This window comes from Kitasatospora sp. NPDC015121 (assembly GCF_055562955.1).
Genome location: NZ_JBVHEH010000006.1, coordinates 26,561 through 49,480, shown reverse-complemented (window position 1 = coordinate 49,480; position 22,920 = coordinate 26,561). Strand labels below are relative to the sequence as shown.

Annotated in this window: 4 protein-coding genes; all 4 read right to left on the bottom strand. The window is 76.2% G+C overall.

Going from position 1 to position 22,920, the window contains the following annotated elements; all coding sequences use genetic code 11:
- Positions 1-40: 40 nt before the first annotated feature.
- The 4 genes from ACZ3J7_RS10215 to ACZ3J7_RS10200 all read right to left on the bottom strand — a co-directional run bounded on the left by ACZ3J7_RS10215 (position 41) and on the right by ACZ3J7_RS10200 (position 22,848).
- Positions 41-1,291, bottom strand: coding sequence for a S8 family serine peptidase (locus ACZ3J7_RS10215; protein ID WP_465618802.1), 1,251 nt, complete (start codon positions 1,289-1,291; stop codon positions 41-43).
- Positions 1,288-4,635: a right-handed parallel beta-helix repeat-containing protein gene (locus ACZ3J7_RS10210; RefSeq protein ID WP_465618801.1), complete on the bottom strand. Its 3,348-nt coding sequence runs from the start codon at positions 4,633-4,635 to the stop codon at positions 1,288-1,290. The genes ACZ3J7_RS10215 and ACZ3J7_RS10210 overlap by 4 nt, the downstream gene beginning before the upstream one ends.
- An 88-nt stretch (positions 4,636-4,723) precedes the next feature.
- Positions 4,724-6,205 (bottom strand): hypothetical protein, encoded by a 1,482-nt coding sequence (locus ACZ3J7_RS10205; protein WP_465618800.1) that lies wholly within the window; start codon positions 6,203-6,205, stop codon positions 4,724-4,726.
- Positions 6,206-6,318: 113 nt separating this feature from the next.
- Positions 6,319-22,848 (bottom strand): EndoU domain-containing protein, encoded by a 16,530-nt coding sequence (locus ACZ3J7_RS10200; RefSeq protein ID WP_465618799.1) that lies wholly within the window; start codon positions 22,846-22,848, stop codon positions 6,319-6,321.
- Positions 22,849-22,920: the final 72 nt, after the last annotated feature.

The following is a 22,920-nucleotide window of genomic DNA, read 5'->3' as shown; positions in this document are numbered from 1 at the left end:
CGCACGAACGTTCCGCCAACGCCCTGGCAGCGTACGGCTGTCAGGCGTCCGCGCGGCGGCGGGCGGCCCGGCGGGCGGCGGTGGTGAGGGCGACCGCGGCGGCCAGGGCGGCGCTGGTCGCGGCGACGGCGGTGGCCCGGGTGGTGGCGGTGCGGTCGGGAGCGGGCGGGACGGTGACCGGCGCGGGGCCGGGCGGGGTGCCGGTGGGCGGGGTGGTGGCGGCCGTCGCGGCCACCGGGTCGACGGTGCCCCAGCCGAGGCCCGGGTCCGGCAGCGTGCCGCCGGGGCGGTACGCGGTGGACTCCAGCCGGGCCGCGAGCCGGCCGGCCGTCAGGCCGGGTTCGCGGGAGAGCACCAGGGCCGCGGTGCCGCCGACCAGCGCGGCCGCGCCGCTGGGGCCGGCGGAGGTGACGTGGCCGCCGCCGGGGCCCGCGGCCAGCAGTCCTTCGCCGGGGGCGGCCAGGTCGACCCGGGCGGGGGCCGGGCCGCTCGCGGTGCCGGTCGCGGTGGGGGCGCCGCCGGGACCGACCGCGGCCACCGCGAGGACGCCCGGGTAGCCGGCCGGGTAGACCGGGTCCCGGCCCGGCTGCCCGTCGGGGCCGGCCGGGGCGACCAGCAGGACGTCGTGGGCGGCGGCGTACCCGACGGCGTCGGTGAGCGCCTGGCTCGGCGCGGGGACGGGCACCCCGACCACGGCGATCCGGGCGCCGCCGTCCACCGCGGCCCGGATGCCCTGGGCGAGCAGGTCGGGGGTGGTGGTCCCGGCGTCGTCGGTGACGGCGACGGCCAGCACGGTCGCCTCCGGTGCGATCCCGACCGGCCCGGAGGCGCCGGCCCGGCCGGCCTCGGGGCGGGCGGCGACCAGCGCGGCGAGGAAGGTGCCGTGACCCACGCAGTCCCGTCCGGAGCCGCCCTGCCCGTACATCCGGGGCCCGAGCCGGAGCCGCCCGGCCAGCGCGCCGCCCTCGGCGCCCGCCGCCGCGTCCACCCCGGAGCCGAGCACGGCCACCGTGACCCCGGCGCCGCGCCCGCGGGTCCAGGCCTCCTCGGGCCGCAGGTACACCCGTTCCCAGGGCGTCCGGTCGGCGGGCCTGCCGGAGCGCGGCAGGCAGCCGCTCTGCTGGACGTCGGGGCGCAGCTGGGTGACGGCGGGCGGGTCGGACGCGGTCGGTGACGCGCCGTCGGCCGCCGCGCGGCCGGCCGCCGGGCCGAGCACGCCCAGTGCGGCGCCCAGCACGGCGCCCAGCACGGCGGCGAGGGCGGCGGCGCGGGCGCCGGTGGTCCGGTTCACCCGGTGCTCCCCGCCGCGATGTCCTCCGGGAGCAGCAGGCTCAGCTCGGAGAGGTCGGCGACGTCGAGGCGGCCGAGGCGGCGGGCCTGGCGGGTGAGCATCGTTTCGAGGGTCTGGCGGGCGTAGCGGCCGTTGCCGAAGGCGCGGTCGCGGGGGACGGTGGCGAAGTGCCGGGCGAGGGCGGCGAGGGTCTGCGGGGCACAGGTGTAGCCGGCGGTCTCGGCGTGGCGGCCGACGATGGTGACGAGTTCGTCGTCGGTGTAGTGGCCGAACTCGATCTGCCGGGTGAAGCGGGAGGCCAGGCCGGGGTTGGAGGCGAGGAAGTGCCGCATCTCGTCCTCGTAGCCGGCGGCGATGACCACCACCTCGTCGCGGTGGTCCTCCATGAGTTTCATCAGGGTGTCGACGGCCTCCTGGCCGAAGTCGGCGCCGCTGCCGTGCCGGGGCGTCAGGGTGTAGGCCTCGTCGATGAAGAGGACGCCGCCGCGGGCCCGGTCGAAGGCCTCCTTGGTGAGCTGGGCGGTGTGGCCGATGTAGCGGCCGACCAGGTCGGCGCGGGCGGTCTCGACGAGCTGGCCGCCGGGGAGGACGCCGAGTTCGGCGAGCAGCCGGCCGTAGAGGCGGGCGACGGTGGTCTTGCCGGTGCCGGGCGGGCCGGCGAAGACCAGGTGGTGGCTGATCCGGGCGGTGGGCAGGCCGGCCTCCTCGCGGCGGCGGGTCTGCCGGAGCAGGTCGACCAGGTCGGCGACCTGCTCCTTGGCGGCGGGCAGGCCGACCATGGCGCGCAGTTCGGCGAGCGGTTCGGTGCCGTCGCCCCGGCCGGCGGGCGGGGTGTCGGCGGGGGCGACGTCCTCGGCGAGGAGCTGGGCGAGGTCCCGGTCGGAGACCTCGGGGCCGGTGGCGAGCCGGGTGGCCTGCCGGTCGACCATCTCCTCGAAGACCTTGCGGGCGGCCCGGCCGTTGCCGAAGTCCTCGCCCCTGGGCAGTCGTTCGAACAGGGTGCGGAGGGCTTCGGCGGTGCCGTCGGCGAGTTCGTAGCCGTGGCCGGCGGCGGTGCGTCCGACGATGGTGACGAGTTCGTCGACCGAGTAGTTGGCGAACTCGACGGTGCGGCTGAACCGGGAGGCCAGGCCGGGGTTGGTGGCGAGGAAGTCGGTCATCTCGGCGGAGTAGCCGGCCACGATGACCACGACGTCCTCGCGGTGGTCCTCCATCAGTTTGACCAGGGTGTCGACCGCCTCCCGGCCGAAGTCGGGGCCGTTGCCGCCGCCGCCGGTGGAGAGGGTGTAGGCCTCGTCGACGAAGAGGACGCCGCCGAGCGCGGAGCGGAACACCTCGGTGGTCTTGAGCGCGGTGCCGCCGATGACCGCGGCCACCAGGTCGGCCCGGGTGACCTCGACCAGGTGGCCCTCGCGCAGCACGCCGAGCTCGGCCAGGATGCTGCCGTACAGCCGGGCGACGGTGGTCTTGCCGGTGCCGGGCGGGCCCGCGAAGACCAGGTGGCGGCTCATCGGCAGGGCGGGCATGCCGGCCAGTTCGCGGCGCCGGGCCAGTTTGTTGAGGTTGACCAGGGTGGCGACCTGCTCCTTGACGCCGGCCAGGCCGACCAGTGACTCCAGCACCTCCAGCGGTCCGGCCGGGGCGGTCGGCGGCCCGGGCTGCTCCGGCTCCCGGGCGGGGGCGGCGGCGGGGGCGGCCGGATCGGCGGGGGCGGTCGGAGCGGGGGCCGGGCTCGCGGTGGCGGTGCCGTGGGCGTCCGGCCGGCCGTTCTCCTCGCTGGTCAGCTCCTCGACCGCGAGCCGCTCGCTGGGCACCACCTGCCGCAGGCCGGAGCCGCGGTTGCGGGAGAGCGTGCAGTCGGTGAGCCGGACGGGCCCGTCGGAGTCGGTGCGGACGCCGTCGCCCGCGTTCTCCTCGGCCGTGAGCCGGACCAGCACGGCCCGCGCCCCGGCGCCCAGCCGCACGCCGTGGCGGCGGTTGCCGGTGCAGCGCAGCCGGGTGCCGTTCAGCTCGGCGCCGTCCTCGGCGGTGACGCCGTCCTCGGCCGAGCCGGACACCTCGCAGTCGCGCAGCGTCGCGGTGCCGACCCGGCCGACCAGCACGCCGGAGCCGCCGGAGCCGCGCACCGAGGTCTCGCCGATCCGGGTGTCGGCACCGTCGGCGATCCGGATCCCGGACCGGCCCGCGTCCAGCACCTCGCCCTTCTCCAACTGCCCGCGCCCGTCCCGCAGCGCGGCCACCCCGTCCGCGCCGGCCCGGTGGACGGCGGTGCGGCGCAGCCGCGGGTTGGCGCCGTCGGTGATCAGCACGCCGGTGCCGGTGACGTCGCGGACCTCCAGCCGGTCGACGTCGGCGGCGCTGTCGCCGGTCAGCTCCACCCCGTCCGCGCCGCACTCGCGCACCACGGTGCGGTGCAGCACCGGGCCGGACGAGTCGCCGACCCAGATGCCGGTGCCGTGCGCGCCCGCGACCTCGCAGTCCTCGAAGGTGCCGCGGGAACGGGCGGTGACGTGGATGCCGTGGCCCGCCGTGCGCAGCGCCCGGCAGCCGCGCAGCCGCGGGTCGGTGCCGCCGGCCAGCGCGAAGCCGTGGCCCGAGGTGGCGGTGACGGTGCACTCCTCCAACACGACCTGCTCGGTGGAGCTGATGTACACGCCGATGGTGGCGTCCCGGACGGTGGTGCGCAGCAGGCGGGTGGTGCTGCGCTCCTCCAGGGCGACGCCGGGCTTCTCGGTCACCGAGATGTCGCAGCCCTCGAAGGTGCCCCGGGCCTGGCCGTTGGCGCACACGCCGTTGCCCCGGGCGTCGCGCAGCACGCAGTTGCGCACCAGCGGGTCGGCGTGGTCGCCGATCACCACGGCCGAGCTGCCGAGGTGCTCGATCACGCAGTCCTCGATCACGCTGCCGCCGGTGGAGGTCTCCACGACGCCCGCGCCCGCCGGGTTGGTGACCCGGCAGCCGCGCATCGCCAGCGAGCCCTCGCCGCGGGTGAGCAGCGCCGTCCAGGAGCTGCCGACGATCTCGCAGTCCTGCATCGCGGCCTGCCCGCGCGGCACGTCGACGGTGGGCAGCTCCTCGTCCTGGCCCTGCAGGACCAGCCCGGTCAGCTGCACGGCCTCCGCCGTCACCTGGACCACGCAGCCGCGCCGGGCGGTGATCCGGACGCTGCCGCGGGCCTCGGCGGCGGTGATGGTGACCAGTTTGCCGATCACCAGGTTCTCCTCGTACCGGCCCGGGCGCACCGAGATCACCGCCCCGCTGCGGGCCGCGGCCAGCGCCTCGCCGATGGTGCGGTACCGGCCGTCCCGCTGCTCCGGACAGACCGTCAGCACGTGGCGCGACATGGGCTTGGGCTTCCTCTCCCCGGTGGTTCCCGGTGGCTCTCGCGGTCAGGCTGTGCAGGCGGTGCGGGCGGTCAGGCGGTGCGGGTGGTCAGGCGGTGCAGTCGGCGCGCACCGCCGAGGCCGCGTGGTGGGCCTTGTCGAGGGCGGCGCTGCCGTAGTCGATGCCGCGGTCGTGCAGCATCACGGCGAGCTTCCCGGCGGTCACCGGGAAGGTGCCGGCGTTGACCCACTTGCCGCGGTTGGCGGTCTGGTCGATGGTGAAGGCGCCGATGGTGCCCTCGCCGGTGCTGAAGTAGCGCTGCACCGTGTAGTACGAGGGCTTGCCGCCGACCACCTTCGGGTCGCCGCTGTTCGGGACGAACACCGAGAGCTTGCAGGTGCCGCTGGTGATCGGCGCGGTGTTGAACGCCCACAGCACCGAGCCGCTCGCGTCCTTGCCGCTCGCGCCGGACATCGGGACCGACACGTACGAGCCGTTGCAGCCCGAACCCGCGTACCCGTCGGCGGAGTTGGTGGTCCAGCCGGTGGTGCCCTCGGCCCAGCGGCCGTTCTGGTCGATGCCGGTGGCGCAGCCGAGGCCGGCGACGGCGCTGAAGGACGGCGCGGCGGGCGCGGAGGTCTTCGCCGGGGCCGGCGGGGGGACGACGGGGGCCACGCCGCCGGTGCCGGTGCCGCCGGTGCTCCCCCCACCGGTGCTGCCGCCGCCGGTGCCTCCCCCGCCGGTGCTGCCGCCGCTGCCGGTGCTGCCGCCGCCCGTGGCGCCGCCGGTGCCCGGCTTGGTGGCCGGGGCGGTGGCGCCGCCGTTCGGGGTGCCGGACGCGCCGGTGGGCGTGCCGCCGTCGGCACCCGGCGACGGGCTGGACGAGTCGCGCGGCAGCGGCGAGGCGCCGTCGACCGGGACCGCGACGGCGGTCGGGTCGTTCGGCCCCGGGGTCGGGATCAGGTCGCCCAACTCGGGCCCGCCGAGCGGGCTCGGCTCCGCCCGGCCGACCTCGGCGGCGCCCTGGTGGTCGCCGCCGGAGAGCGCGAACGGCAGGCCGAGCAGCAGCGCGCCCGCCAGCACCGCGGCGATCACCACCGGCTTGCGCACCCGGCTCCGGCGCTCCGGGCCCTCTTCCCCGCCGTCCTCGTCGTACCCGTTGTCGTCGTACCCGCCGTCGCCGGGCCCGGCGGCCGGCGGTGGCGCCGTCCCCGGCTCGGCCTCGGGCTCGGGCTCGGGCTCGGGGGACAGGAAGGGGAAGACCCGGGGCGAGGTGCGCGGCGGGCGGGGCGCGCGGCGGCCGTCGGCGGCGGCGGGCTCGGTCCGGCCGTACTCGGGCACGGCGGGCGCGGCGGCGGCGGGCTGGGCTTCCGACTGCGGCTGCGGCTGCGACTCCGGCTGCGGCTCCGGCCGTGCTTTGGTCGGGGCGGTGGCCTGGCGCTTGCGGTTGGGGTCGGGCAGCACCCGGCCGTACGTCGGCCCGGGCGTGCCGGCGCCGGCGTCCGCGTCCTCGATCTCCCAGGCGACCGGCGGCAGTTGGATGCCGCCAGCGGTGCCCTGCGGGCCGTTCCCGTCCGTGCTCGTACCCACCAAAAGCTCCTCGGCTGCCTAGCGGTCCGGTCTGCGGGGGCGTCCGGCGCCACCGGCCCGTACGCGCTCCCACCCCGGAGGTACGGCCCGGCCCGGCCCGGCGGTTCACCCGTTCACGGGTTGAGCGCCCAGAGGATGTCCTCCTCCGAGCGCCAGCCGTTGTCGGCGGCGGCGCGGAGGTCGTCCAGGGTGGGGGTGCCCGCGCCGTCGTCGCGTCGGCCGAGCCAGCGCTCCATCCGCTTGAACAGCTCCTGGAGGTCGACGCCGGTGGGTTCGGTCCGTCGCGCCGGCGGCAGCAGTTCCCGGACCAGGTCGGTCACCTGCCGGTGGTCGGCGCCGGCGAGTTCGGCCAGCAGGTGGGCCGTGCGGAGGTGGGTGCGGCCCTCCTCGGTGTGGACGGTGAAGCCGGGGCCGAAGGCCGCGTGTCCGATCCGGACGAGGCCGGCCAGCCGGCTGCGGCGGTCGGCGTCGAGCGGGAGCAGGCGGCCGTCCTCGTCCCGCTCGGGGTGCAGCAGTTCCCGGGCGTCCTGGAGCAGCTGCGGGTCTCCGTTGAATCTCAGGTCGCCCTCGGGAACGGTTTCACTGAAAGCAAGGAAAGTGTCGCTCGGCACCTTGCTTTCCCTGGTGTCCGCGAAGGGGATGTCGACGGTGAACGGCACCACGCCGCTCTCCCTCCCCAGCTCCCGCCCGCCCTGGAAGGCGGTCGCCTCGACCCTGGCGTACCCGCTGTAACGGGCCATCTCGGTCGGGTACTTGCCGTTGGAGACGGTCTGCCCGGCGCCGCCCTGGCCGCCGCCCTCGCGGACCGTCCGCTGCGCGCCGAGCACGAGCGCCGGGGTGTGCGAGAAGTCGCCGGAGAACCCGAGGCCGACCCGCGCCTGGCCGCCGGTGCTGCCGGCGGACAGCTCGGTGACGGTGGCGCCGGACGCGAAGCCGTTGGCCGGGCTGAGCTCGACCTTGGCGTCCTTGCCCTGGTAGTCCAACTCCAGGATCTTCACCCCGAGTTCGATGCTCCTCCCACCGCCGAGCGGCCATCTCCCCGGCTGGGTGGCGGAGGCCGGGTCGGTGCCCCCGGTGGCGCCGGAGAACAGCGCGGAGAGGTAGCTGTGCGTGGTGACGTTCCGGGCGACGTCGGAGCCGCCGCCGAAGTGCTTCGCCTCCAACTCCCGCACCATGTCCTGCACTCCGCCGACGTCGCCGAGCCAGCGCAGCACGTCGGTGTCGCCCAGCCCGCGCTCCCAGACCCGCGCCGGCGGCACCCGGACGGCCTGCTCCCCGTCCGGTGCGAGCGGCAGCGTCCGCGCCGCCTTCGCGCCGGACGCGACCGGCTTCACCACCGGCCCGGTCTCGCCCGTCTCGACGAGGGTCTCGAACCCGACCCGGGCCGTGCTCCGCAGCACCACCTTCGGGCCGAACAGCGGCTTCCAGGTGATCGTGAACTGCAGCTCCGCCTCGCCCCGGTAGGCGCTGCCCGGCACCTTGGCCTTGGTCGCCGACCCGGCCGCCACCGACCGGGTCAGCGCCTCGATCCGGTCCTGGCCCCGTCCGTGGGTGCCGGTCACCCCGATCGTGACCGGCACCGCGGCCGGGACGGTGCCCGCCACCCCGACGCTGGTGCTGTGCCCGCGGCCCGCGCCGGAGTGGGTCTCCGAGCCGGAGTCGACGAAGCCGTGCTGCACGTCGGTGCCCGCGTTGAACTCGGTGGTCCCCGCGGCTCCCAGGTGCTCCATCCGCCCGAGCAGCACCGTCTCCGTCTCGACGGTGACCCGTCCGGAGCGCAGCGGGAACCGGTCGCCCGCCAGCATCCCCTTCAGCCTGGCCTGCAACCGGTCCGGCGTGAGCTCCGCGACGAGCGCCTCGCGCGCCCGCGCCCAGTCGCCGCTGCCGAACAGCCCCTTCGCCGCCCGCCCGACCGCGACCGCCGCGGCCACCGCCGACTTCCGGCCCTCCGCCGTCCCGCCCTGCTGTTCCCGCGCCGCCGCCTTCCAGCGCCGTGGCCCGTCCTCCAGCTGGTCGACCAGCGACTCCCCCAGCGTCCGCCGGGGTCCCCCGGCGGGTTCGGTCACGGAGTGGATGTCGGTGACGATCGCCGAGGAGTCCAGGCGGTGCCGTTCCAGGGACTCCGCCGCCTTCTTCGCGGCCGCCTCGGCAGCCGCCTCCTCCGCGGCGGCCTTCCTCACGGCGGCCTGCTCCGCGGTCTCCCCCGGCCTGGCCTTCGGCACGTCCTGCGCGAGGGTGTCCCGCAGCGGGACCGCCACCCGGGCCCTGGCCTGCGCCGAATCCGTGACCGGAGGTCCGTCCGCCCGCCCCAGCCGGGTGAACCTGACCTCGACGTCGTACACCGCGTCGAGGTCGAACACCACGGCCTCCTCGACGTGCTTGCCCCGGTTGGCCACCGACCCGACGACGTCCACCGCCTCGCCGTGCGTCCGGTCCCTCCGCCGGACGTGCCCCAGGTTCAGCTCCGCCGCCAGCGCCTTGACCTTGCCCTGGACCCCGCCCGTGCCCCGGACCACCCGGTCCCGCACGTACCCCTGCCCGTGGGACGTCCGGCTGCCGGACTCGAACTCGTACGCCTTCACCCGGCCCGGCGGCACCGGCTCCCCGGCCTTCCCGTGCGCGACCGGCTCCCGCACCTTCGCGGTGAGGGTGATCTCCGCGCTCCACAGCCGCCCGCCGAGGGTCTCGGTGAGCTTCGCCCCCCGGCTGAGCCGGGACAGCTGCCCCTTCAGCACCAGGTGCGTGAAGGCCCGGTCGATCCGCCGCTCGTGCTCCGCCGTCAGCGTGTGCCTCGCCTCGACGATCGCCTTCACCTTGGCACGGACCTCGGCGGTGCTGCCCAGGCTGTGCACCACGTAGGACGCGTTCAGCTCGTTGCGCTCCCGCACGCGGGGCGGCAGGGCGGGGACGGGCGGCTCGCCCTCCCGCCTCCTGCTCCCGTCCGCGTCCGCGTTCCCGTTCCCGTTTGCGTTCCCGTTCGCCTCCGGCTTCCTGCTCGCGCCCTCCTCGTCCGGTTCGGGGCGGTTGAAGTCCCTCTGTCCCCTGGGGAGTTCGCGCTCGACGGTGCTGTTGCGGTCCAGGCCGATCTCGATCCGGACCGTCTCCTCGGCCGACGTCGTCCGGCCCTTCGCCCTGACCTCGACGTTCACCGTCAGCTCGGCGCCGTAGAGGACCTGCGGCAGCTTGTACTTGCCGTTGGCGACGACGCGTTCGTTGCCGCGGTCGCGCCAGCCGGCGCGGTTGCGCTCCTGGCCGCTGCCGACCACCGCCGCCTCCAGGCCGATGCCGGCCGCACCGACCTTGGCCTTCCCGCCGCCCAGGGCGTGCCCGGTGTCGGTGCGGGAGAACAGGCCGCGGACCTCGCTGAGGGCGTTGGTCTCGTTCACGGGGTTGAGCTCGGCCTGCTCGTCGGCCCGGCGGTGGGTCAGCCTGTCGAGCCGCGCGGTGAAGGCGACGACGATGCCGTCCTTGCCGCCCAGCCTGACCTCCAGCCGCTCGCCCCTGGTCATCGCGGTCATGTGGGCGGCGAGTTGCGGCAGGTTGACCGCCCCCAGCGCCTCGGCCCGGATCCCCGCCCAGTCCTTCCCGAAGTGCTTCCGGCCGTTCTCGTCCAGCACCTCGCGCAGGGCGGCCGTGCCCTCCAGGTCCCGCACCACGACCGTGTCGTCCAGGCCGTTCGCCCAGATGTCGTCCACCGGGCCGGGGAGCCGGTGGGTCGGCGCCTCCTCGACGCCCCCGGCCTCCGTCACGGTCTCCGGCTTCGGGAGGAGGGGCCGCTCCTCGGTGTCCCGGCGGTCGACCAGCAACCGGACGTCCGCCTCGCCGGCCGCCTTCCCGGGCTTGCCGTTGAAGGCCATCGTGAACTCGACGGTGCCGTCGTACAGGACGCCGGGCACCTTCGCCTTGCTGGTCAGCTGGGACGTCAGGCCGCTGCCCTCGATCACGACGCCCTCCCGGCCATGCCGCTGGTTGGCCCCGCCGTTGACCACCCCGTTGCCCAGGACCGGTCCGGTGGTGGGGAACAGCGGGAACTGCCCGGCGTGCCCCCGGCTGCGCTGGCTGCCGCTCGCCTGCTGCACGACGGTGCCGATGTTGAACTCGGTCGCCTCCGTCACGCCGGCCACCCGCAGGTCCCTGACCTTCGCGGTGATGTCCACCCAGGCGAGGGGCGCGCCGTCCGCGTCGGTCAGCAGCACGGTGATCGGCTCACCCGCCGTGGCGCTCTTCAACTCGTGGTGCAGCCGGGCGAAATCGACCTCGGCGAGGATCTTCGCCCGCAGCTCGGGCCAGTTCTCCCGCACCTCCGCCGCCGCCTCGGCCTGCACCTGGTCCAGCAGCAGCTCCACCGGCGTCCTCCGCGTGGCGTCCGGCTGTTCGGCGTGCGGCTGTTCGGCGTCCGACTGCCGGGCGCGCGGGGTCAACTCCAGGACGATCTCCTGCCCGCCGATCCGGCCGTCCTCGCCCAGCCGGGGCGGGGGCACCAACTCCACGCCCTCCGGCGCCGGCCGGTGCCTCGGCACGGCGACGGCCAGGCCGACGCTCACCGGCTCGGTCGTCCCCGAGCCCGACCGCACCGGGGCGCCCTTGTAGCGCAGACCACCGAAGTCCAGTTCGAGGGCCATCGTGGAGTCGTACACGACCGCGTCGACCGAGGTCTTCGAACGCGCCACCACACCACTGACCTCGGCGTACGTCTCGCCCTGGCCGCGATCGTGGAAGTAGCCGACCAGCTCCGCCAGTTCGATGCTGTCGTTGGTGTGCCGGACCTGGCCGCCGACGCCGAACTGCCACTGCCTCTCGCCGCGTCCGCCGACCACGACGGACCGGTCCGCCCCGTTCTCGAACTCGATCTTCGTGCGCCCCGTCCGCCGCTCCGCCCGGTCGAGCGTGCCGCGCAGCACCACCTCCCCGCTCCACCCCCTCCCCCGGAACGGCGCCCGCCACGTCTCCCCCCGGGACACCGCCGCCAGGATCGGCCGCAGCACGGCCGCCCCGAAATACGCCTCCGCGAAGGCCCGCACCGCCGCCCGGTCACCGTCCGCCGTCGCCGACAGCACCTCGATGACCTTCTGCCGCACGGCCGCCTCGTTCTCGGTCAGCGCGAGCACCAGGTCCCCGCCCTCGATCACCGTCTTCGGCGGACGCCGCGCATCCTCCGCCTCCTCGCGCTCACGGCGCTGCTGCGCCTCCTCCGCGAGCCTGCGCTTCGCCTCTTCTTCCTCGCGCTCGCGCCGCTGCCGCTCCTCCTCCGCGAGCCTGCGCTTCGCCTCGTCCTCCTCGCGCTCGCGCCGCTGCCGCTCCTCCTCCACGAGCCTGCGCTTCGCCTCGTCCTCCTCCCGCTCGCGCCGCTGCCGCTCCTCCGCACGCTGCAACCGCGCGTCCTCGTCTGCCGCCCGCTCCGCACGCAGCTTCTCCGCAGCCGCCTGCTGCTTCGCCCTCGCGTCCTCCTCCTGCTGCGCACGCTGAACCTGCTCGGCCTCCTCCCTCGCCTTCGCACGCTGCAACCGTGCGACCTCCTGCTCCGCCCGCTCCGCGCGCAGCTTCTCCACCTCGGTCTGCTGCCTCACCTCCGCCGGCTTCTCCTGCTGCTCCTCCCTCGCCTTCGCCTCCTCCGCCGCCGCCTTGGCGGCTTCCTCCTCAGCCTTCGCCCTCGCCTCCGCGTCCGCCTTCTCCCGCAGCACCCGCGCAGCCTCCTCAGCCTTCGCCTTCTCCGCCGCCGCCTTGGCGGCTTCCTCCTCGGCCTTCGCCCTCACCTCCGCGTCCGCCTTCTCCCGCAGAACCCGCGCAGCCTCCTCGGCCTCCGCCTTCTCCGCCGCCACCTTGGCGGCTTCTTCCTCAGCCTTCGCCTCCGCGTCAGCCTTCTCCCGCAGGACCCGCGCAGCCTCCTCGACCTCCGCCTTCGCCTTGGCGGCTTCTTCCTCGGCCCGGCGCTTCTCGTGGTCGTCCGGCTTGGTGCCGGCGTCCTTCCGGGGGTAGGCGAGTTCGACGAGGGGGGCGTGTTCGGGGCCGACGGTGTCCGGGGATTCGTGGGTGGTGCGGAAGCGGATGCCCAGGGCGTGGGCGAGCAGGGACGGGAGGAGGTCGGAGTCGGTGGGGGGCAGCGGGTCTTCCGGGTCGCCGAAGCGGTTGCGGAGGGTGGTGAGGGCCTGCTGGTGGAGCAGTGCGCCCCCGGGTTCCTCCGTCCGGTGGCGGGGGCTGGTGTCGACGAGGGCCAGGAGGCTCGGGGGGAGCCTGCGGTTCGGGGTGTTCAGGTAGTCGGCGATCGCCTCGCGCAGGACCCGGACGGGTTCGGGGTCGGGGCCCAGGGCGGGGTACCTCCGGGTGAGGTCGCGGACGAGGTCGGGGACGGTGGTCGCGAGGGTGGTGAGCAGGGCGGGCGGGGGCGGTTCGCTGGCTTCGTAGTGGTTCCGCGCGCCGTCGCGGTAGATGTTGAGGGGCCGTCCGTCCTCCGGCCCGACCAGTTGGTCGGCGCCGCCGCCCACGGCCACCACGCGCAGGCGCAGGCCCAGGGCGTGGGCGAGGACGGCGGGGAAGCTGTCGCCGTAGTCGGAGTTCCAGGCCCAGAGCCGGACGGCCCTGAGCAGGTTGTCGCGTTCGCTCCGCAGCATGGTGTCGTCCAGGCGGCGGGTCCGTTCGTGGACGAGTTCGGCGAGGTGCCGGTGGTCCAGGGTCTCGGCGGTGGCGCGGTCCTCCGGGGCGAGGTGGGCGAGCAGTTCCTCGCGGGACAGTCGCCGCGTCCAGCCGGCGTCGCTGCGCTCGAAGAGCCCGCTGATGGCCTGGAGCCGCACCTCTTCGTAGCTGAGGTCTCCGGCGGCGGCGCGTTGGCCCGGGGTGAGGAGCGCGCGCTGCTCGTCCGGGTGGTACCGGCTCTCGTTGAGGTCCCGGACCCGGAGGCTCCGGGTGATCTCGGGCGGGATGTCCGCCAGGTCGAGGCCGGCGAAGTGCCGGGCGATCCGTTCGATGAGCCGGCGCGCCGTCGACTTCTCCCGCAGGGGGTGTCCGGCGACCAGGTCGGGGGCGCTGACGCCGACCGCGTGGAGCAGGCAGAGTCCGTCGTCGGGCACGGACAGCCGTCGGCCCACCGGCGGGCGGCCGTCCCCGCCACCACCGCCACCACCGTCCCCGTCCTTGCCGCTACCGCTGCCGCTGTCGCTGCCGCCGCCGCTGCCGCGCCGGAGCATCGGTTCGGCCATCTCCACGTCGGGCCCGGGGTCGGCGTGGATGGGTTCGTGCCGGTAGGCGGTGATGCGGCCGTCTTCGGTCTCGACGACGAAGTGCTGTCCGGCGAGGTCGCCCCGGTGGACGGTGGTGCCGGGGCGCTGCGGGTCGGGGGTGCCGGGGGTGTTGGTGCGGACGAAGTTGGCGGCGAAGCGGGCTTCGGCGGTGCTCCAGTGCGGAGGCGGGGCGGGGTCGTCCCCGGGGTGGAGGGCGGGGTGGAAGGCGGCGTCGGTCTCGGCCCGGCGGTCGCCGAGCAGGTCGGCGGTGGCGGGGCGGCGGCCGGTGCCGGGGGCGGCGGGGAGGTCGAGCGGGGCGGGGGTTTCGGTGGGGAGCCGGTGCCAGCCGTCGGCGGGGGGTTCGCCGCCGAGGTCGCGGAGGTACGCGTGGAGGTCGCCGTCGGCTTCCTCGGTGATCCGGGGCAGCAGCGTGTCGAGGTCGACGGGGTCGTCGGGGTGGGTGAGCGGGGTGCTGGAGTGGGCGCTGTCGGGGTCGGGGGTGAGGGCGAGCCGGATCCGGACCAGGGGGTCGGTGTCGTCGGTGAGTTGCCGCAGGTGGGCGTCGAGGGCGTCCTGCAGGCGGGCGAGGTGGTGGTCGAGTTGTTCGGGGGTGGCGCCGGGGGCGTCGAGGTGGAGCGGGACGAGGAGTTCGACGCCGGCCTGTCCGCCGGCGAAGCGGACGTGCCGGATGCCGACCGGGTCGGTTCCGGCGGGTCCGAGGGCGCCCCACCGGTGTTCGGTGGTGGTGGTGACGGCGTGGTCGCGCCAGTCGGTGTGGGGCTGGTCGGGGGTGGGTCGGTGGTCGAGGTGGCGGCCGTCGCGGGTGAGGCCCTCGATCCGGACCGGGAACTCGTCGTCGGGGAGGTGGGCGAGGCCGGTCCAGCGCCAGGTGCGGCCGTCGGCGAGGAGTTCGGCGTCGGTGGCGTGGTGGTAGGCCTCGTTGACGGCGGTTTCGATCTCGGCGCCGCCCCACTCCTCGGGGTAGAGGGTGTGCGGGCCCTGTTCGGTGTTGCGGTGCCAGTGCGCGGCCCGGCCGGCTTCGGGGCTGCCGGGGGTGACCCGGGGGTCGAGGAACCAGACGGGGGCGAGCTGGACGCCGTTCTCGTGGGTGTGGACGACGGGGCCGACGATGACGCCGCGGGCCGGTCCCGAGCTGCCGGAGGGGCGGTAGTGGACGCCGGTCAGGGTCTGCCGGTCGCCGTACAGGGTGTGGTCGACGGAGCGCTGGTCGATGGGGTGGTCGGTGCGGCGGGGCGGTTGGAAGTCGGGGCGGTGCAAGCCGCGCTGGTCGTCGGAGGGGCGGAAGGAGGCGAACCGGTCGCCGCGCAGCTCGCCCTCGATCCGGACGCCGGCGTACTCGCCGACCCAGTGGTGGCCGAGTCCCGCGGGGCGGACGGTGCCGTGGCGCAGGGCGTGCAGGTAGGCCTGTTCGGCGGCGTAGACGACCTGGTCGGAGGTCCAGTCGTCGGGGAACATCATCCGGGTGCGGCGTTCGCGCGGGGCGGCGTTGTCGTCGGCGGCGCGGCGCGGGCCGCCGCCGGGGGCGGGGTTCTCGGCGCGGTAGGTGCCGTTGGGGTTGGCGGTGCCGGGGACGGGTCGGGGGCGGGGGCGGGCGTCGCCGAGCGGCGGGGCGAGGTGGCCGGTGCCGTCGCCGTCGGGGCCGTGCAGGGCGTGCTGCCGGGCGGTGCGGTGGAAGGCGGCGCGGGCGGGGAGCCCGTCGGGGCGGGGGTGGTCGGTGGGGGGCCGGTCGTCCTGGCGGCGGGCGAGGTCGATGACGGAGCCGAGTTGGCGCAGGTTGCGGGGCTGGAGGTGGGCGTTGTCGTGTTCGACGAGGTCGTCGGCGCCCCAGTTGAAGGTCTCGGGGTGGATCCGGCCGTCCTGGTCGATCCGGTCGGCGCCCATCAGGCCGCCGTCGGCGTAGACGGGGCGGCGGGCGCCCTCGGGGTTGCGGTACTCGTCGGGGAGGCCGAGGTGGTGGCCGAGTTCGTGGGCGAGGGTGGGGCCGCTGGTGTCGAGGTTCCAGTGGTGGGCCTCGACCTCGTGGTCCGCGCGGTGGACGGTGACGGTGCTGTGCGGGTCGGCGGCGGGGTCGGTGGCGGGGTCGACGAACCGGACCCGGACCCGCAGCAGGTCGCCGTCGGGCAGGCGCTGGCCCTGGTTGTAGACCCGGTCGACGCCGAGGCGGACGCGTTCCAGGAGCTGTCCGAGCCGGTCGGCGTCGCCGGGCCGGAGCCGGCTGGTGTCGAGGCCGATCCGGAGGGTCAGCACGGTCTCCCGTTCACCGTCCGGGAGGTCGTTGCGGTGGACGTCGAAGTGCTGGGCCCGCTGGAACGGGGTGAGGGTGCGGGCGGGGTCGGTCGGCGGGACGACCCGGACGGGGACGGCCCGGTAGTCGGTGACGACGCCGTCGTGCAGGGTGACGTCGATGCGGACGCCGGCGTGGTCGCCGCGCAGCACGGCGGTGCCGGTGGCGGGCAGGGCGACGCCGGTGGCGATGGCGTCGGCGAGGATCCGGTTCACCGCGAACCGGCCCTGTTCGAACGTCCAGGCGGGGGGCAGGTCGTGGCCGGTGGCGCCGGGCGCCCAGTGCGGCCAGGACGGGTGGCCCGCCTCGGTGCCGTCCGTCCACGCGGTGCCGGGGGGCTGTTCGGGCCGGGGGCGGCCGGTCAGCAGGTAGCCGGGCCGACGGGGCGGGGCGGTCGGGTCGGTGGCGGGCGGGTGCGGGGCGGGCGGCTGGTCGGGGGTGGGGCGGTGGGCCTGCAGGGTGCCGTCGGGGTGGGCGAGTCCCTCGATCCGGACGCCGCCGGCATCGCCGACGAAGTACCGGCGCCCGTCGGCGAGCGCGAGCTGCCGCAGCGGGGCGGCGGCGGCCGTCCGGGCCTGCTGGTGGGCGTGTGCGGCGCTCCAGGTCGGCGGGTAGTGGACGTGGCCCTGGTCGTGGGCGGGGCGCCGCCAGTTGGACGGGAAGGCGGCGAGCGGCGAGTCGGGCCGGATGCCGGGGCGGAGCGTCCAGTCGTGGACGCGCACGGTGCCGTTGGGGCCGACCTCCGGGGCGGGGTGTGCCGGGTTGCCGCGCGGGCGCAGCAGACCGGCGGTGGCGCCGTCGGGGGTGTGCGGGCGGTGCCAGAGGCCGTCGGCGTCGAGGTAGAGCGAGGGTGCGGCCTCGGGGCGGAACGGCTGGGCGGTGTGCGGCCCGACCGGGCCGGTCGGACCGGTCGGGCCGGTCGGGGTGTGCGGGGTGTGGGGCAGGGCCGTGGTGCCGGGGCGGGCGGGGCGGTACTGGGAGGGGAAGCGCTGGCCGGGGACGGCCCGGTAGTCGACGATCAGGCCGGTGTCGGGGTCGGTGCGGTACTCGAGGTCGACGACCTGCTGCCGCAGGGCGGTGTGCTCCTCGCCGGTCGCCGGGTCGGTGCGGTGTTCGGTGACGGTCCCCTGCCGGTAGCGGACGACGGTGTAGTCCAGGCCGGTGGCCGGGTCGGTGCGGGTGCCGGTCTGCCGGGCGTCGCGGAGGGCCTGCTGGGCTTCGGCGACGGTCCAGCTGCGCGGCAGGCCGCGGCCCTCGGGGGTGAGGCCGGGGGCGAGGGTCCGGGTGCTCCAGGCCTGTTCGGCGGGCGGGTCGAGGGTGACGGTGGCGGGGCGGTGGCCGGTGCCGGGGGTGACGGGTTCGCGCAGCGGGGCGCTGGTGCGGTGCGGGTCGCCGTGCGGCTGCCAGTCGGTGGCGGGGTGGGCGGCGGCGAGTTCGCGGGCGAGCGCGCGCACCGAGGGGTGGCCGGGGCCGAACAGGGCGGTGAGCGCGGCGTCGAGGTCGGGCGCGCGGCCGGCGGCCTCCGCGGAGAGGGCGAGGCGGCGTCCGCCGCCCTGCACGGAGCGGTCGCGGTCGAGCCGGATCCGGACCGGCGGGTCGCCCGCGGTGTGCGTGTCGAGGGCCTGCTGCAGGGCCTTCCAGTACGCGTCGCCGGTGCGGCGGTTGACGTCGTAGTGGAGGTCGAGGCCCAGGGTGACGGTGAGTTCGACGCCTTCGCGGCCGTCGGCGAAGCGGGCGTGCCGGACGGTCACCGGCCCTTCGGGGCGCGGGTGTTCGGCGGGCGGGGTCAGTGCGGTGACGTCGGCCTGGTGCCAGCGGGTGCCGGGCTGGTCGTCGGCGGGGCGGTGGACGAGGTGGCGGCCGTCCCGGGTGACGCCCTCGATCCGGAGGGTGGCGGTGCGGCCGTCGGGGGTGCGGACCTCGGTCTCGCCGACCCAGTGCTCGGGGCCGGTGCCGTCGGGGCCGGGGCCGTCGGGGCGCGGGTCGCGCCGGTTGCGGTAGGCCGCCTCGACCGCGTCGTGCACGTCGGCGACGGTCCAGTGCTCGGGGTACATGGTGTGCGGGGGCCGGTCGGCGGGGCGGTGCCAGCGGGTGGTGAACCGGGCGAGCGGGGCGCCGGGGGTGACGGTCGGGTCGAGGTACCAGACCTCCGCCCGGTAGGTGCCGTTCTCGTGCAGGGTGTCCTCGACGGGCCTGATCCGGATGCCGTGGGCGTCCCGGGCGGCGTCCTTCGGGGCGTGGTGGACGCCGGTCATGGTGTGCCGGTCGCCGTACTGGAGCAGGTCGTCGCCGGGCAGGTCGAAGGCGCGCCGGGTGGGGCGCCAGGGCAGGTGGGCGGGGGCGTCGAGGTCGGCCTGGCGGTCGGCGGGGCGGAAGGAGGTGAACTCGCCGGCCCGGACCTCGCCCTCGATCCGGACGCCGCCGTACTCGCCCTCCCAGCGGTGGCTGTGCGGGCCGGTCCGGGTGGTGCGGCCGTGGCGCAGGGCGTGCAGGTAGGCCTGTTCGGCGGCGTAGACGGCGTCGTCGGCGGTCCAGTGCTCGGGGAAGACGGTGCGGTGGCGGGCCGGGGGGCGGCGGTCCGCCGGGCTGCCGGCCAGGTCTCCGGCCAGGTCGGAGGGGCGCGGGACGAGGCGTTCGCCGAGGGCGTCGAGGTACGACCCGGACCGCCGGTCGGGGCCGCCGACCACCTGGAAGGTGCCGTTGCGGTGGGTGCCGCCGGGCAGCGGGGCGGGGCGTTCGCGGCCGGAGCCGGGCGGGGCGTACAGGTGGCCGCCGCCGTGCGGGCCGCCGTACAGGGCGGTGCGGCGGGCGTCCTCGTCGAACCGGGCGCGCGGCGGCAGGTCGGCGGGGTGCGGCCGCGGGGCGGGGTGCGGGAGGTCGGGGTGCGGGAGGGCGGGGGCGCCGGTGCGGAAGGCGTGGTCGACGACGGCGCCGAGCTGCCGCAGGTTGCGGGCGTGCAGGAGGGCGCCGCTCTCGTCCTGGCGGCCGCCGCGGACCGGCCGGTCCTGGTCGAGGGCGAGCAGGCCCTGTCCGTCGCGGTACCAGGTGCCCATCAGGCCGCCCTCGGGGTGGATCGGGCGGAAGCCCCTGCCGGCCTCGCGGTACTCGTCGGCCAGGCCCATGGCGTGGCCGAGTTCGTGGGCGACGGTGACGCCGTCGTCGCGCAGCGTCCAGTTGTGGACGTCGCTGCGGTAGCCGTCGCGCTGGATCGTCACCCGGTGGTGGGCGGCGGCCGGGTCGTCGACGAACACGACCTCGACCCGCAGCCGGTCGCCGCCGGGCAGCCGCTGGCCCCGGTCGTAGACGTCGGCGACACCCTGCCGGGCGCGCTGCCGGAACGCGTCGAGGGCCCGGGAGGCGGCCGGGTCGGCGGGGTCGAGGTGGCGGGTGTCCAGGTGCACCCGCAGGGTGATCAGGGTCTCGGTGTCGCCGTCGGGCAGCAGGTGGCGGGTGGCCTGGAAGGACTCGAAGGCCCGGGCGGCCTGGCCGCGGGCGGCCGGGGCGGTCGGCGGGCGGACCTCGCGGGTGCCCAGCACGGTCGGCGCGGCCTCGGGGGCGGCGGAGCGCTGGGGGCGGAAGCGCTGGTCGGGTTCGCCCCAGACGTCGGTGATCAGGCCGTCCTCGACCCGGACGTTGAGCTTCACCCCGGCGTGCTCGCCGCGGACCACCGCCGGGGCCGCGCGGCCGTCCCGCGGTTCGCCGGCCGGTTCGGAGCGGCCGGTGCGGAGGACCTGGTGGGCGGCGTGCCGGGCGTCCGCGCGGGACCACTCGGCGGGCAGGCCGCGCCGGGGGTCGTTCCAGGCCTCCTCGGAGAACGCGGCGCGGGGCGCGGCCTCGTCCGCGCTGAGGCGCAACTCCCGTACCGGGGGCGCCTGGTGGAGTTCCGCCCCGAGCCGGTTGTACAGCTCGTCCAGGTCGGTGTGGTCGATCAGGTCGGGCAGCGCCCGGCGCAGCCTGAGCGGTGTCCCCGCCGGGGGCGGCGCGGTCGCGGGGACGGCGGGGTCGTCGGTGAACTCCAGCCGCAGCCGCACCGGGATGCCCGCCATGCCGTCCTGCTGGCTCTCGGTGTACCGGTCCGCGAGCCTGCGCAGTTCGTTGCGGGCCGCGGCGGTCCGGGCGTCCGCGTCCGGCCCGGCGGGCCGCTCCAGGCGGACCCGGCCGGTGAGTTCGAAGCCCTCCTGTCCGCTGTCGAAGCGCACCCGGCGGACGGTGACCGGGCCCGTCCCGGGCAGCGGCACGGCCTCGCCCCGGCCGGTCACCCCGTCCTCGTGCCAGCTCTCGTGGCGGTGCTGCTCGGCAGCGGGGCGGTGGAGCAGCAGGTTCCCGGCCGGGTCGAAGAACAGCTCGATCCGCACGCCGTCGGCCGCCCCGTGCAGCAGCAGCCCGTTCTCCAGCTGCTCCCACCGCTCCGGGTGCCGCGCGACCGTCCGGAGGTGCCGCTGGAGGTCGGCCCCGCTCCAGTGCTCCGGGTAGTAGTGCAGCGGCTCCCCCGCGTCGGCCGGCCGGTGCCACCGGGTCCGGAAGGCGCTCAGCGGGGAGCCGTCCTCGACGTCCGCGTCGCGCCGCCAGCCCTCGTCGTGCCGGACGACCCCGTTGGGCAGCCGGCGCACCTCCGGTCCGGTGGCCTGCGGCGGGCGCGGCAGCCCGCCGTCCGCGGTCACCGGGTACCAGCCGTCCACCAGCCCGGCGGCCGGCGGCGGCGTCGGCTGCTGCGGGTGCTCGTGCGGCGGCGGCACGGGGACCGTCCCGTCCTGCTCGACGGGGTGCGGCACCGACGGCGGCGCCACCTGCTCGGCGGGGCCGCCCACCAGGTTCGGCTGCCCGGTCTTCGGGAGGTCGGGCAGCTCGTCCGCCTCCTGCTGCCGGTGCTGCGGCTGCTCCCGGTGCGGGGGCTGGTGCTGCTGCTCCTGGTGGCCGAGCAGCACGGACGCGATGCCCGGGGCCTGCCGCTCGGTGTCGGCGAGCGGTTCCAGGACGGGGTGGCGGCTCTCGGTGGGCGTCTTCGCCGGGGGCGTCGGCCGGTGCTGCGCCGGGGGTGCCGCCAGGTGCTCCTCCCGGGACCGCAGGGGCGGCTGCCCGGCCGGCGGTTCCACCGTCGGCTTCCCGCCGTTCCCGCCCGGGGCGGCGAGGTGCCCGCCGCTCTCCGTGGGCACCTTGACGGCGGGTCCGGTGGCGGTGACCGGCCCGGTGTCGCCGGTGTGCCCGCCGGTGTGCTCGTCGGAGTGCCCGCCAAGGTCCTCGCCTGGCCGGAGGTCGGCGTGTTCGAGCAGCGACTGGAGCAGCTCGGCGACCTCGGGGTCGGCCGGGGGCGACGCGACCGGCTTGCCGGAGGCGTGGCCGATCGCGTCGGAGAGGTCCTCCAGGGTGCCGCCGCGCAGCTTGGCGACCTCGTACGCGCCGGGGTGGCCCATCCGGGGCACCGGGAACGGCACGACCTTGCCGGAGGCGAGGCTGGCGAGGGCGGCGAAGCTGATCGGGTGGTGGAGCGGGAAGTACTCGGAGGCGCCCGCGCCGACCGCCTGGTACTGCTGCTCGTGCACCCACTGCTGGTAGCGGGTCATCACCGGCTGGGCGCCGAGGTGCAGGACGTGGCCCATGGCGCCGGTGAGCACGCCGCCGAGGAAGCTGCCGGCGGTGACGGTGAACTCGTGGTTCTCGCCGAAGATCAGGTTGTAGAAGCCCTCGGTGAGGACGTTCTGGACGCCGCTCTGCAGGTAGCCGCCGAGCGCGACGCCGAGGTGGTAGGCCCGGTTGCCGCCGGTGATCCCCTCGGCCAGGTCGGGCAGGTGGGTGCCGAGCATCTCGACGTGCCGGGCGGAGAGGCCGGCCGCCTTGGGGTCGACGCCCTTGAGGACGTCGCCGAGCGCGGTCCTGAGCTCGCCGCCCGGCACGGCCCTGGCGCCGGAGCCCGCCGCGTGGGCCGTTCCGGAGCCCGCCGCGTGGGCGGCCCCGGCGCCCGCCGCCTCCTTGAGGGCGGTCCGTTCGGCGGCGCCCAGCCAGTTGCGGGTGAAGGCCTCGCCGAACTCGCGGCCGAGCGCCCGGGCCGCCTCCTTGCCGCCGAGCGACTCGCCGAGGTGCTTGGCGAAGATCTTCCCCATGTCCTTCTCGAAGATCTCGGCGAGGGTGCCCCTGCCGACCTTCCCGAAGCCGTTCTGCAGCTGCTCGGTGGCGGCCTCCAGCAGGTTGCCGAGTTCGCGGGCGAGCGCCTTGGCCTCCTTCTTGGTGAAGCTCAGTTCGGCGAGCTCCTTCTCGGACTTGGCGAGCACCTGCTTGCCGAGGGAGCCGAGCGAACCCGTCCGGCCCTCCTTCTCGGCGGCCTCCTTGGCGGCCTTCAGCAGGCCCTTGAGGCCCTGGAGGTCGCCGCGCACCAGGTAGTCGCTGAGCTTGTCGGCGATCAGCTTGCCGCCGCTCCTGCCGAGCAGCTTGCCCAGCAGCTTGCCGAGGCCGAGGCCGAGCAGGCTGAGCGGGCCGCTGATCACGCCGCCGATCACGCCGAACAGGGCGGCCTGCTTGGTGTACTCCTTGTCGACCTCCTTGCGGTTGCCCTGGCCGATCTGGACGCCCTGGATGATGCCGTCCATCAGCAGGCCGCCGACCAGGCCGGCGAAGGTGTGCATCAGGATGGTCTTGAGCAGGTACTTCATCAGCGCCTGCAGGGCGACCTTGGTGAGCAGCTTGCGCAGCACCAGGCCGGAGAGGCTGGCGCCGAAGCTGAACGGCGCCCAGAAGATCGCCAGCGCGATCTCGACCATCAGCTGGACGAGTTGGGCGATGGCCATCCACTTGGTGTACTCGACGGCGTTGGCGACGTCGCCCGCGCAGTCGGCGAGCTTCTTCGCGGTGGCCCCGGCGGCCGTGACGTAGTCGTCGCCGCCGGTGCCGCCGATGAAGGACTTCAGCTCCTGCGAGAACGCCTCCATGGTGGCGCCCTCGCCCTGGCGCAGGCAGGCGGCGGCGACCTTGGCGATCTGCTCGCGCAGTTCGGGCATCTCCTCGGCGAAGCGCTCGTAGGCGTCCCGGACGTCGCGCAGCTCGCCCTCGCGGATCTTCGGCCAGGGCATGCCGGTGATCGCGCTGAAGAAGGCCGCCGTCGAGGAGTTGACCTCGATGGAGGAGTGGGACACGGGAACCGTCCTCGCCTGGGTGCGCGTCGCTCGCCGTCGGGGCCGCCGGGTGCCGGGCCGCCGGGCCGCCGG

Excerpts from the sequence above, each read along its gene's own strand:
- ACZ3J7_RS10210 (WP_465618801.1), bottom strand. The coding sequence starts at position 4,635 with ATGTCGCGCCACGTGCTGACGGTCTGTCCGGAGCAGCGGGACGGCCGG.